We start from the raw sequence: 12,136 nt of genomic DNA on the forward strand, positions 1-12,136 counted from the left end.
CAAAGGCGCAAAGGCGCAAAGGCGCTAAGGCGTTAGGGCGCTAAGGTGTTAAGCCGTCAGGACGTTGGGACGTTGAGGTGTTATGGCGCTGATGGGACAAGCCGCCGATGCGATACGGCACGGGAACATTAGGACGCTAAGCGGTGAAATCGCATGGCGGCAATGCGGCCCCATCGTTCGGCCGATGGGCCCGTGACTCGCTCAGTCGATCGACAGATGCAGGGCAAACGCGAGGAGCGCCGCGGAAAACGTCCAGCGCTGCATGCGCTGCGCACGTGGATGATGGCGCAGCCAGTTCGAGATGCGCGACGCGCCGAAAGCGAGCGTCGTATCGAACACCGCACCGCACAAGACGAGGACGACGCCGAGTTCAAGCACCTGCAGCCAGACCTGTCCCTGTGCGGGCACGATGAACTGGGGCAGCAGCACCGAACAGAACAGCAGCGCCTTCGGATTCAGTATCGAACTCAACATGCCCTTGCCGATCGAGGTTCGCCAGGTACGCGGCGGCGTGCGGCTGCCGTCGCGCGCGGCAAGACCGAAGGCGGGCGAGCGGAAGATCTGGATCGCAAGATAGGCGAGATAGAGGGCCCCCGCGACGCGCACACCGGTGTAGAGCCAGGGTGCGCTGCGTAACAACGCCGCGACGCCGCAGGCGGAGAGCGTCACGTGCGTGGCGCGCGCGATGGCGAGGCCGAGCGCCGTCGCGAGTCCGTGGCGCAGGCCGTGCGATGTGCTGGTCTGGAGCACGAGCGCCATGTCGGGGCCCGGCAATGCATAGACGAGCGCGAGCGCGCTGACGAAGACCAGCATGAGATTCATCGAGACCATGATGTTCGGGGCTCCGGTGAGACTTGAGGGCGCTCGCGCAGCGTCGATCGTGGCGGCTTCGATGCCGCATTCGAAGTCGGATTCGAAGCGGGATTCGAGGCGGCTTTCGAAGCGAGGGGCTCGAAGCAGGCATCCGAAGCAGGCTTCGAAGCGCGCAGGCATAGCAGCTATCTTGCCGCGCGTTGCAGAGCGATCGCTGGCGTTTATTTGAGCTCGAACCCGAATGCGTGGAGGATTACACTGCGATTCATCAGAACTGAAGGGGAAATCCGATGAGCGATCTCGATCGGACCGATCGCGCGATTCTGGCCGAAATCCAGCGCGACGGCCGTATCTCGAACGCGCGGCTTGCCGAACGCGTCGGGCTCAGCGAGACGCCGTGCGCGCGTCGTCTCAAGCGGCTCGAAGCGGACGGATATATCGAGGGATATCGCGCTGTGTTGTCGCGCACGGCGCTCGGGCTCGGCGTCGTTGCGTTCTGCCTGGTGCGCTTTTCGCTGCACGACCGCTCGCTCGCGAATCGATTCGAGCGCGACGTGCAGGGACTGCCGCGGATCGTCGCGTGTCATAACGTGTCGGGCACGGCCGACTACCTGCTGCAGATCGTCTCGCGCGATCTCGACGACTATGGCGTCTTCATGCGCGACGTCGTGCGCGCGCTGCCGGGGGTCACGTCGGTCGAATCGATCCTGTCGCTTAACGAAGTCAAGCGCTATGTCGGATTGCCGCTGCCCTGAGTCCGCGGATTCAGGGTGAATCGCTTATCCGGGCCGCATCCGAGACGTGATCCGAGACGTGATCCGAGACGTGATCCGAGACGTGATCCGAGACGTGATCCGAGACGTAAACGGCACAACGCCTCGCATCGTTCCTGCTGTGCCGGATCGAAATCCGGCGCCGGCGGGGCGATGCGAGGCGTTGTGCGTGATGCGCGGGTCGCGTCAGCGCGACGCCGGATTTACCAGAGTTGCCACCAGGGCTTGGTGTCGGTCTTGCGCGGATGACCCGTCACATACGGGCTGTCGGGGAACGTCGCGGCAAGCACGCGCTGCGTGTCGTCGGCGAGTTTCGGATCGCCGAGCGCGCGATACGAGAGGACCATCACGTGCAGCGCGTCTTCGGTCGCGGGCGCGTTCTTGTACTGCTGGATCGCGGCCTGCGAGCGATTGATCGCGGCGAGGTAGGCGCCGCGATTGTAGTAGTACTGCGCCGAGTGGACTTCATGCGACGCGAGCGCGTTGATGATGTAGCGCATGCGTTGCGCGGCATCGGGCGCGTACTTGCTCTGCGGGTACTTGTCGACGACGGTCTTGAACGCGTCGTACGAGTCGAGCAGCGCCTTCGGATCGCGCTCGCTCATATCCTGGTTGCCCCATTTCCCGAACAGACCCAGATCGTCGTTGAAGTTGATCAGGCCTTTCAGGTAATAGGCGTACGCGATATCGGGGTGATCGGGGTGCAGCTTGATGAAGCGGTCGATCGCGGTGTTCGCGTCGCCCTGTTCGCTGTCGCGATAGTGGCAATACGCGACATTGAGCTGCGATTGCTGCGCGTGCGGACCAAACGGATCGCGACCCTGGACTTGCTCGAAGTATTTCGCGCATTTCGCCCAGTCGTTGTTCGACATGGCGTCCTGGGCCTCCGAGTATAATTTGTTGGTTGTCCAGGCAGCCGTCTCGTCGGTCTTTTGCGGCAGGCCGCCGCAGCCCGCGAGAAGAACGGCCGTGCTTGCCGCGAGGGTCAGCGTTACCAGTTTGATTGTGCTCAACGCTTGCATTTCCCGGGTGTCTGTTCCGAATCCTTCAAGGCCGTTTCGACGGCCGCCACTCATGGCCCTGACTGATGGCCCCTGATCTAACCGCGAATTATAGCCCATCAAACAAAGTCCCCGACGCGCTCGACGCGTCCGGGCTCGACGACGATTTTTCAGCCGATTCCAAGGGCGATTTCGATATGTCGGAGACGCCGGACGCGGTCGGCTTGCCGCATGCCGGCGCCGTCGACGACACGCCGCGCCAGGCGCGCATGCCCGCCGAATACGCGGGCGAACGCCTCGACAAGGCGCTCGCACGGCTGTTTCCGCAGTATTCGCGCAGTCGTTTGCAGGCGTGGCTCGACGAGGGCCGCGTGACCGTCGACGGCGAGGTGGCGAAGCCCAAGCAAAGCGCGCTCGCCGATACCGATGTCGAAGTCACCCCGGCCGTGGCGCCGGAAATGCTCGCGTTTCAGGCCGAACCGATCGCCTTACCGATCGTTGCGGAAGCGCGTTCGTATGTCGTGGTCGACAAACCCGCCGGGCTCGTCGTACACCCGGCGGTCGGCAATTGGAGCGGGACGCTGCTGAACGGTCTGCTGCACCGGTACGGCGACGCGGCGCTCGCGTTGCCGCGCGCGGGCATCGTGCACCGGCTGGACAAGGATACGTCGGGCCTGATGGTCGTCGCCCGCACGGTCGAAGCGCAGACCGATCTGATCCGCCAGTTGCAGGCGCGCACCGTGCACCGGCGTTATCTCGCGCTGGTCTGGGGCCGCGCGGGGCACGGCACGGTCGACGCGCCGCTGGGCCGCGATCCGCGCGACCGCGTGAAGATCGCGGTCGTACCCGGCGCGGCCGGCAAGCCCGCGGTCACGCACTATCGCGCGATCGCGCACGGCGAACTCGACGGCAAGCCCGTGTCGGCCGTGATCTGCGATCTCGAGACGGGTCGCACCCATCAGATCCGCGTGCACATGGCTCATATCAATCACCGTTTGCTCGGTGATCCGCTCTATGGCCGCATCAAGGGGCAGCACGCGAATCAGGCCTTGCCGGGCGGGTTCGCGCGGCAGGCGCTGCACGCGTGGCAGCTCGGATTTCGCGACCCCGAGACCGATGACGATGTCGAGTTCCGCGCGGCGCTGCCGGCCGATATCGTTGCGCTTGCGCAGGCATGCGGGTTCGATCAGGAACTCGATCTCGATCTGTTCTCGCGGCAGTAACGGTTATGCGCGTGCCGCGTGCTTCGGGGCGTGACTGAGGCGTGGTCGAGACACGATCGAACTGCGTGATCGATGTGTGATCGATGCGTGATCCGAGCGCGCCGAGTCGCGACGCCACGGCTTCGATCGACGACGACAAAGATGACAACGGAATGAATCGATGACGACGGAACGGATGGCTGCGCCGCGGCTGACGCGCGATGCGTGCCTCGAACCCGGGTGGCCCGCTGTCGATGGCGTACGCGCGCTCGTGACGACCCGGGCAGGCGGCGTGAGCCGGGCGCCCTACGATGCGCTGAATCTCGGTTTGCATACGGGGGATGACCGCGAGCATGTGCTCGCCAATCGGCATGCGCTCGCCGAACTCGCGGGCGGCGCGCGGTTCGCGTGGCTCGAACAGGTGCATGGTCATGATGTCGTGGACGCACATGCGGTCGTCGAGCGTCTCGATGCCGGAGATGCCGCACCGCGCGCGGATGCGAGCGTGACCGATGTGCCGGGCGTCGCCTGCATCGTGATGGTCGCGGACTGCATGCCTGTCCTGTTACGTGATGTGCACGGCCGCGCCGTCGGCGCCGCGCATGCGGGATGGCGCGGCCTCGCGGCGGGCGTGCTCGAACGGACCGCGCACGCGGTCGCGCGCAAAGCGGGCGTGGGCGCGCGTCTCGATGCGTATCTCGGTCCCGCGATCGGTCCCGATGTCTTCGAAGTCGGGACCGACGTCTTCGAGGTGTTCGTCGATGCCGCGACGGCCGCCGAACGCGACCGGACGGGCGCGGCGTTCGTCGCGTGCGCGCCGGGCAAATACCTCGCGGACCTTGCGGCGCTTGCGCGACTCAGGCTTGCACGCGCGGATGTCGTGGCGATGACGGGCGGCGATCGATGCACGGTGTCCGATCCCGCACGCTTCTTCTCGTATCGCCGCGATCGCGTGACCGGGCGTTTCGCCGGCATGATCTGGATCGAGGGGCGGTGAATGCGGGGCGCGCGATGCGAACGGATGAAGACGTGTGTCGGGCAGGGCGTCAGGGCGTGTCCGGGTAATCGCGGATAGGCATGGGCATTCCGCGACGAGCGCGTCATAAGGCGCGCAATTCTCGGGGAAAATGCCTATCAACAAGCTGACGCGGCGCGTCAAAATCTGCCTGCAAAGCATTGACATGGGTTCTCCCCAGAGGAAGAATGCCTGAACGGTAGCGCGTCCAGGCTGTATGCTGTGAGTTCACGAGCGCTGATCCGTTCGACCCGCGAACCCATGTCTGATCGGGACTTCGCCCGGGATCACCGCATCAGACGACACGCTAAATCTCCGCCATCGTTGAGCGCATGTAAGGGTCGACCGTACGCATGACAGCCTCGAAAAATGCCGGCAGTTCAGCGGCCTCGTCCAGCTATTCCGCATCAGGTGCATCGACCTCTCCGAATGCGATTCCCGGCACTGCAGAGTTCACGCGCGCCGTCGAGCAATGGTTCTCGCAATGGGGCGCGCTCTTTACGCCGCCGGGTGTCGCCGGTGCCGAGCACGCTTCGGGCAACAGCGCCGCAGGCGCGCCCAATGGTTGGCCCGCAGCCTGGCCCGCGGCGGGTTCACCCGGACCGGGCTGGCCGGCGGGCGGATTTCCCCCGATGCCCGCGCTTGCGCAGATGCCGTCCGCGCTGACCGCATCGATGGCGGCGCCGTTCGCGAATGCGTTTCCGAGCATGCCGTTCGGCACGGGGTTTCCGGGGTTGCCGGATCTTCAACAACTCGGCGCGGTGCCGGGCGTGCCGGCGTTCAAGATCGCGCCCGACAAGCTCGCGCAATTGCAGAACGACTACGTCCGGGACAGCACCGAACTCCTCAAGCGAATCTCGGCGAACGAGCCGCTGACGGGCGCGCTCGCCGATCGCCGCTTTTCGGCCGATGCGTGGTCGAAGACGCCGGCTTATGGATTCGCGGCCGCGTGGTATCTGCTCAATTCTCGCTATTTGAGCCAGCTTGCTGAAGCCGTCGATGCCGATGCGAAGACGCAGGAGCGGATTCGCTTTTTCGTCCAGCAGTGGACGGCTGCGGCGTCGCCGTCGAACTTTCTCGCCTTGAATCCCGAGGCGCAGCATGCGTTGATCGAAACGCGCGGCGAAAGCTTGCGCCAGGGGATCATGAATCTGCTGACCGATATGTCGCGCGGCAAGATCATGCAAAGCGACGAGGCGGATTTCAAGGTCGGCGACAACCTCGCGAATACGGAAGGCGCGGTCGTCTTCCAGAACGATCTGATTCAGCTGATCCAATACAAGCCGCGCGCCGATACGGTCTATGAACGGCCGTTGCTGGTCGTGCCGCCGTGCATCAACAAGTACTACATCCTCGATCTGCGGCCCGACAATTCGCTCGTGCGCTATGCGCTCGACGAAGGACACCCCGTATTCATCGTGTCGTGGCGCAATCCCGATGCGACGCTGGCCGCGAAGACCTGGGACGAATACATCGACGAGGGCGTCCTGGCCGCGATCGCCGCGGTTCGCGCGATCTCGGGCCGAGAGCAGATCAACACGCTCGGCTTTTGCATCGGCGGCACGATGCTCGCGACGGCGCTGGCCGTGCTGGCCGCGCGCGGCGAACATCCGGCCGCCTCGATGACGCTGCTGACGTCGATGCTCGATTTCGCGGACACGGGCATTCTCGACGTGTTCGTCGACGAGGCCCACGTCCAGATGCGCGAATCGACGATCGGCGGTCATCGCGGGGCGCCGCCGGGACTGATGCGCGGCGTCGAGTTTGCGAATACATTCTCGTTCCTGAGACCCAACGATCTCGTCTGGAACTACGTCGTCGAGAACTATCTGAAAGGGCATACGCCGCCGCCGTTCGATTTGCTGTTCTGGAACGGCGACTGCACGAATCTGCCGGGACCGATGTACGCGTGGTATCTGCGCAATACGTACCTTGAAAACAAGCTGCGGATTCCGAATGCGCTGACGACATGCGGCGAAAAGATCGACCTCGGCAAGATCGACGTTCCGAGTTTCGTCTACGGGTCGCGCGATGACCATATCGTCCCGTGGAAGTCGGCGTTTGCGTCGACGCGTCTGCTCAGCGGTCCGCAGACCTTTGTGCTCGGCGCGTCGGGCCATATCGCGGGCGTGATCAATCCGCCCGCGAAAAAGAAGCGCAGTTTCTGGCAGATCGGCGACGACGTGACGCACGCGCCGCGCGCGCTGCCGTCGGGGGCTGACGACTGGTTCGAGGCCGCGACCGAGCATCCGGGCAGTTGGTGGCCGAGTTGGTCGGCGTGGCTCGCACAGTATTCGGGTAAGCGCGTGAAGCCGCGCGCCAAGCTCGGCTCGGGCGACTATCCGGTCATCGAGCCGGCGCCGGGCACCTATGTGATGAATTGATTCTGTAACTTGAGAGGTTGGTTATGACTGATGTCGTCATCGTTTCCGCGGCCCGTACGGGTGTCGGCAAGTTCAACGGCTCGCTCGCGAAGATTCCCGCGCCCGAGCTCGGCGCTATCGCGATCAAGGCGGCGCTCGAGCGTGCGGGCGTCAAGCCCGACCAGGTCAGCGAAGTCATCATGGGGCAGGTGTTGGCCGCCGGCTCGGGCCAGAACCCCGCGCGCCAGTCGTCGATCAAGGCGGGTCTGCCGACCGCCGTGCCCGCGATGACGATCAACAAGGTGTGCGGATCGGGGCTCAAGGCCGTCATGCTCGCGGCGAACGCGATCATTTCGGGCGACGCGGAAATCGTCGTCGCGGGCGGGCAGGAAAACATGAGCGCGGCGCCGCACGTGCTGCCTGGCTCGCGTGATGGCTTCCGGATGGGCGATGCGAAACTCATCGACACGATGATCGTCGACGGCCTGTGGGACGTGTACAACCAGTACCACATGGGGATCACGGCCGAGAACGTCGCGAAAGAGCACGGCATCACGCGCGACGCGCAGGACCGGTTCGCCGCCGAGTCGCAGAACAAGGCCGAGGCTGCGCAGAAGTCGGGCCGTTTCGACGACGAGATCGCGCCGGTCGAGATCCCGCAACGCAAGGGCGATCCGATCCGGTTCGCGACCGACGAGTTCGTGCGTCACGGCGTGACGGCCGAATCGCTTGCGGGGCTCAAGCCCGCGTTCGCGAAGGACGGCACGGTGACGGCGGCCAATGCGTCGGGCATCAACGACGGCGCGGCCGCGCTCGTCGTCATGTCGCTCAAGAAGGCTGAGGCGCTTGGGCTCACACCGCTCGCGCGTATCAAGTCCTACGCGAATGCAGGCGTGGATCCGAGCGTGATGGGGATCGGCCCGGTGCCGGCATCGCAACGTTGCCTCGAGCGCGCGGGCTGGAAGGTCTCCGATCTCGACCTCATGGAGATCAACGAAGCGTTCGCGGCGCAGGCGCTCGCCGTGCACAAGAAGATGGGGTGGGACGTGTCGAAGATCAACGTCAACGGCGGCGCGATCGCGATCGGCCATCCGATCGGCGCGTCGGGCGCACGGATCCTGACGACGCTGCTCTATGAAATGAAGAAGCGCGACGCCAAGCGCGGTCTCGCTTCGCTGTGTATCGGCGGCGGGATGGGCGTGGCGCTCGCGGTCGAGCGCTTCTAAGCCCGATACGGCGTCGGGCGAACGGGCGGACGCCGCACGCGGCGCATCCGCTCGAGGATGAGACATGCGGGCCCTTGGGCCCGTTCGCGGTATCCAAGAACAACCAGCGAGACATATTGGAGTCAGTATGAGCGACACACCAAAACGCATTGCTTATGTGACAGGTGGGATGGGTGGTATCGGGACCGCGATCTGCCAGCGGTTGTACAAGGCCGGCTTCGTCGTGGTCGCCGGGTGTGGTCCGAACTCGCCGCGCCGGGTCAAATGGATGGCCGACCAGAAGGCGCTCGGATTCGATATCCACGCATCGGAAGGCAATGTCGCGGACTGGGAGTCGACCAAGACCGCATTCGACAAGGTCAAGTCGGAGATCGGCGAGGTCGATGTGCTCGTCAACAATGCGGGCATTACGCGCGACGTCGTGTTCCGCAAGATGACGGTCGAGGACTGGAACGCGGTCATCGATACGAACCTCACGAGCCTGTTCAACGTGACCAAGCAGGTCATCGACGGCATGGTCGAACGCGGGTGGGGCCGTATCATCAATATTTCGTCGGTCAATGGCCAGAAGGGCCAGTTCGGCCAGACGAACTATTCGACGGCCAAGGCCGGTATCCATGGCTTTACGATGGCGCTGGCTCAGGAAGTCGCGACGAAGGGCGTGACGGCCAACACGGTGTCGCCCGGTTACATCGGGACGGACATGGTGCGTTCGATCCGTCCTGACGTGCTTGAAAAGATCATCGCGACGATTCCCGTCCGGCGTCTTGGGTCGCCCGACGAAATCGCCTCGATCTGTGCATGGCTGGCGTCCGACGAGTCGGGCTTTGCGACTGGGGCGGACTTTTCATTGAACGGCGGTCTGCATATGGGCTGATGCCCGTCTGAGCCGGTGCATGTCGTCCGCGCGAGTGGCCGACTGTGCCGGACGATCGTACGCGGCGAGCCGTCGCGCGCGATCTGCGGACCCCGACAACTTGCGCGGCCAGACGACCACGGGCTGCGCCGAAAGGCTTCGAATGACGACGACAAAGAAAACGGGCGAGCGGTTGATCAAGAAGTATCCGAATCGCCGACTTTACGACACCGAGACCAGCACCTACATCACGCTCACGGACGTCAAGCAACTGGTGCTTGAACAGGAGAACTTCCGCGTGGTGGACGCCAAATCGTCCGAGGATCTGACGCGCAGCATTCTGCTGCAGATCATTCTCGAGGAGGAGAGCGGCGGTGTGCCGATGTTCTCGAGCTCGATGCTCTCGCAAATCATCCGCTTCTACGGACATGCGATGCAGGGCATGATGGGCACCTATCTCGAGAAGAATATCCAGGCGTTCATCGACATCCAGAACAAGCTCACCGAGCAGTCGAAGGGCCTCTACGACACGGCGGGCAACAGCGACATGTGGTCGCAGTTCATGAATATGCAGGCGCCGATGATGCAGGGCATGATGACCAGCTACATCGAGCAGTCGAAGAACATGTTCGTGCAGATGCAGGACCAGATGCAGAATCAGGCGAAGTCGATGTTCTCGAATTTCCCGTTTCCCGGTACGCCGGGGGCTGCCCCGAAATCGGCCGCGAAGCCCGCGGCCGAACCGCCGCCCGACGACGACAACGAAGAGGACGCGTAAGCCGATCGGTCGGCTTTCCGGATCCGATTTCGGATCGGATGGGAATCGAGCTGGCGAGGAACGCGCATTCGCGATGGAGCGAATGCGCGTTTTTTATTGAATCGACGATTCGCGCGTCGATGCGTGTCGGCAAATGGTCCGTTCAATTCCGATCAATCTGACGTTGAAGTTACGGTCTTCTTTCAATTGCGACGCATGGCGATGACGGTGACCGGCCGCTCGTCCGCGTCACGCCTTGATCTTGTACCCGGCAAGCAACACTCGGATTCGTGCGCGCGGCATGCGCAAGCACGCGCGTCGATCGAGGGTGGCACGCCGGGGCCAAGGCGGTCGCGGCGCGAGGCATGCCTGGCAAGCCGGAACGAAGCCGGACGACGGATGCCTGGCGCGCGAGTCTCGCGGGATCGCGCGATTGGGCAAGAAATGAGTATTTACCCTAATCCTTCCTGAGCGCGGCGTTTCCTACGATTCAATTCACCAGAGCCTGACGGCACGGGCCGGCAGCCGGGCGGATGTTCCGGTTCGTCGTGTCGTGGCGGGTTTGGTCTCATGCGTATTCCTCCGGGGAGGTCCGGCGACGACTGGATCGGACGAGGCGCGTGAGCCGGCGGGGATCGAGACGCGAGACCGTGATGACGGCATCTCGTTGCCGCGCCGATATGGCGCAGGCCTCCCTTGCGGGGACTCAAAATCAGAATAATCGGGAGGTTGCATTGATGAAGAAGTCGCTCGTTGCGTTTGCAATCGGGTGTGTCGCCGTCGGCTCGGCGTCCGCGCAAAACAGCGTCGAGCTTTATGGCGTGCTCGACGAGGGCGTGACCTATCTGAATAACGTGGTCGGTGCCGACGGTCAGGGGCATGGGCTTCTGGCCATGCAAAGCGGCGTGTTGCAGGGAAGTCGCTGGGGCCTCAAGGGCACCGAGGATCTGGGCGGTGGCCTCAAGACCATTTTTCAGCTCGAAAGCGGCTTCGACGTCAGTTCCGGCAACAGTCTTCAGCATGACCGTTTGTTCGGCCGGCAAGCATTCGTGGGTCTGCAGTCCGATAGCTGGGGCGCGGTGACGCTCGGTCGCCAGTACGATTCCGTGGTCGACTACGTGCAGCCGACGACGATGAACGGGTACTGGGGCGCGATGTTCTCGCACGCGGGCGATATCGACAACAGCGACAACGGTTTCCGCGTCGATAACGCCATCAAGTACACGAGCCCGACGATTTCGGGCCTGCAGTTCGGCGGCCTGTATGCGTTGGGGGGTGTCGCGGGCAGTTTCGGAACCGACAGCACGGTCGCAGCGGGCGCGAGTTATACGGGGGGGCCGCTCTATATCGGTGTCGGCTATCTCTACGCGCGGAACCCGGTCGCGCAGTTCAACGACGGCAATTGGTCCGCATTCGGCGGCGATCCGTTCTTCGGATTGCTCGGTAATTCGGCGAGTTCGCCGTCGAATATGCAGGTGGTCGGCGGCGGCGGGACGTATCAGTTCGGTCCGGCGCTGTTTGGTGCCGACTATACGAACTCGCGGTATGACGATGCGCTCGGCGGGGCGACCGCGTCGTTCGATAACTACGAGCTTTGGGGCCAATATCAACTGACGCCGGCAGCGACCTTGGTGGCCGGCTATACGTACACGCGTGTTCATCAGGACGCGATTTACTCGGACACGGTGCCGAAATACGGTCAGGTCAACTTCATGGCCGATTATTCGTTGTCCAAGCGCACGGACGTCTATTTTCAGGGCATTTGGCAACGCGCCTATACGTCGGATCCTTTGACGGGCCAGCCATTGTCGGCATCGATCTACACAGGATTCCCGGGCAACGCCTCATCGACGAACAATCAGGTATCGGCGCGCGTGGGCATTCGCACGAAGTTCTGATTTGCCTCGGGTACGGCGACCGACGGACACCGATCGGGGTCCGTCGGTCTTCGCGGCAAGCGCGGGGCGTTTCGGCCTTGCTGCCGTGCTGTGCCGTTTCGTGCGCTGTGCGATCGGTACGCGGACGGGTTCTTTCCGTGGGGCGATCGATTAGCCGATCAGTCGGCTGATCGACTGGCCAACCCCTTGGTCAAGTGGATGACCGATCGATCCATCATCTAAGCGGCGAGTC

10 protein-coding genes are annotated in these 12,136 nt (G+C 63.7%); 8 read left to right on the top strand and 2 right to left on the bottom strand.

The window, feature by feature from the left end; all coding sequences use genetic code 11:
* Positions 1–201 precede the first annotated feature (201 nt).
* Positions 202–831, bottom strand: a complete 630-nt coding sequence (locus tag D7S86_RS13225; protein WP_121087568.1) for a LysE family translocator — start codon at positions 829–831, stop codon at positions 202–204.
* 272 nt (positions 832–1,103) lie between these two features.
* Between D7S86_RS13225 and D7S86_RS13230 the strand changes: the two genes are divergently transcribed.
* Positions 1,104–1,568 (top strand): Lrp/AsnC family transcriptional regulator, encoded by a 465-nt coding sequence (locus tag D7S86_RS13230; protein ID WP_121087163.1) that lies wholly within the window; start codon positions 1,104–1,106, stop codon positions 1,566–1,568.
* A gap of 221 nt (positions 1,569–1,789) precedes the next feature.
* Here D7S86_RS13230 and D7S86_RS13235 read toward each other — a convergent pair whose 3' ends face one another.
* Complete coding sequence (locus D7S86_RS13235) at positions 1,790–2,608, bottom strand: outer membrane protein assembly factor BamD (protein ID WP_121087165.1); 819 nt, start codon at positions 2,606–2,608, stop codon at positions 1,790–1,792.
* A gap of 65 nt (positions 2,609–2,673) precedes the next feature.
* Between D7S86_RS13235 and D7S86_RS13240 the strand changes: the two genes are divergently transcribed.
* The 7 genes from D7S86_RS13240 to D7S86_RS13270 all read left to right on the top strand — a co-directional run bounded on the left by D7S86_RS13240 (position 2,674) and on the right by D7S86_RS13270 (position 11,904).
* Positions 2,674–3,810 (top strand): RluA family pseudouridine synthase, encoded by a 1,137-nt coding sequence (locus D7S86_RS13240; RefSeq protein ID WP_121087167.1) that lies wholly within the window; start codon positions 2,674–2,676, stop codon positions 3,808–3,810.
* A gap of 160 nt (positions 3,811–3,970) precedes the next feature.
* Complete coding sequence (pgeF, locus tag D7S86_RS13245) at positions 3,971–4,786, top strand: peptidoglycan editing factor PgeF (protein WP_121087169.1); 816 nt, start codon at positions 3,971–3,973, stop codon at positions 4,784–4,786.
* 371 nt (positions 4,787–5,157) lie between these two features.
* On the top strand, positions 5,158–7,188 hold the full coding sequence (gene phaC / locus D7S86_RS13250; protein ID WP_121087171.1) for a class I poly(R)-hydroxyalkanoic acid synthase: 2,031 nt from the start codon (positions 5,158–5,160) through the stop codon (positions 7,186–7,188).
* A 23-nt stretch (positions 7,189–7,211) separates the two neighbouring features.
* Complete coding sequence (locus D7S86_RS13255) at positions 7,212–8,393, top strand: acetyl-CoA C-acetyltransferase (protein WP_121087173.1); 1,182 nt, start codon at positions 7,212–7,214, stop codon at positions 8,391–8,393.
* A gap of 127 nt (positions 8,394–8,520) precedes the next feature.
* Positions 8,521–9,270, top strand: coding sequence for a 3-ketoacyl-ACP reductase (locus D7S86_RS13260; protein WP_121087175.1), 750 nt, complete (start codon positions 8,521–8,523; stop codon positions 9,268–9,270).
* A 142-nt stretch (positions 9,271–9,412) separates the two neighbouring features.
* Entirely contained in the window at positions 9,413–10,027 is a 615-nt protein-coding gene (phaR, locus tag D7S86_RS13265; protein WP_121087177.1) for a polyhydroxyalkanoate synthesis repressor PhaR, read from the top strand.
* Positions 10,028–10,743: 716 nt separating this feature from the next.
* Positions 10,744–11,904 (top strand): porin, encoded by a 1,161-nt coding sequence (locus tag D7S86_RS13270; RefSeq protein ID WP_121087179.1) that lies wholly within the window; start codon positions 10,744–10,746, stop codon positions 11,902–11,904.
* Positions 11,905–12,136: the final 232 nt, after the last annotated feature.

The organism is Pararobbsia silviterrae, from assembly GCF_003628125.1.
GTDB classification, from domain to species: Bacteria; Pseudomonadota; Gammaproteobacteria; order Burkholderiales; family Burkholderiaceae; genus Pararobbsia; species Pararobbsia silviterrae.

What these genes read in the sequence shown, in the direction of transcription:
- D7S86_RS13260 (WP_121087175.1), top strand. Translation starts at nt 8,521, where the DNA reads ATGAGCGACACACCAAAACGCATTGCTTATGTGACAGGTGGGATGGGT.
- D7S86_RS13230 (WP_121087163.1), top strand. Translation starts at nt 1,104, where the DNA reads ATGAGCGATCTCGATCGGACCGATCGCGCGATTCTGGCCGAAATCCAG.
- phaC (WP_121087171.1), top strand. Translation starts at nt 5,158, where the DNA reads ATGACAGCCTCGAAAAATGCCGGCAGTTCAGCGGCCTCGTCCAGCTAT.
- phaR (WP_121087177.1), top strand. Translation starts at nt 9,413, where the DNA reads ATGACGACGACAAAGAAAACGGGCGAGCGGTTGATCAAGAAGTATCCG.
- D7S86_RS13235 (WP_121087165.1), bottom strand. Translation starts at nt 2,608, where the DNA reads ATGCAAGCGTTGAGCACAATCAAACTGGTAACGCTGACCCTCGCGGCA.
- pgeF (WP_121087169.1), top strand. Translation starts at nt 3,971, where the DNA reads ATGACGACGGAACGGATGGCTGCGCCGCGGCTGACGCGCGATGCGTGC.
- D7S86_RS13225 (WP_121087568.1), bottom strand. Translation starts at nt 831, where the DNA reads ATGGTCTCGATGAATCTCATGCTGGTCTTCGTCAGCGCGCTCGCGCTC.
- D7S86_RS13270 (WP_121087179.1), top strand. Translation starts at nt 10,744, where the DNA reads ATGAAGAAGTCGCTCGTTGCGTTTGCAATCGGGTGTGTCGCCGTCGGC.
- D7S86_RS13255 (WP_121087173.1), top strand. Translation starts at nt 7,212, where the DNA reads ATGACTGATGTCGTCATCGTTTCCGCGGCCCGTACGGGTGTCGGCAAG.
- D7S86_RS13240 (WP_121087167.1), top strand. Translation starts at nt 2,674, where the DNA reads ATGGCCCCTGATCTAACCGCGAATTATAGCCCATCAAACAAAGTCCCC.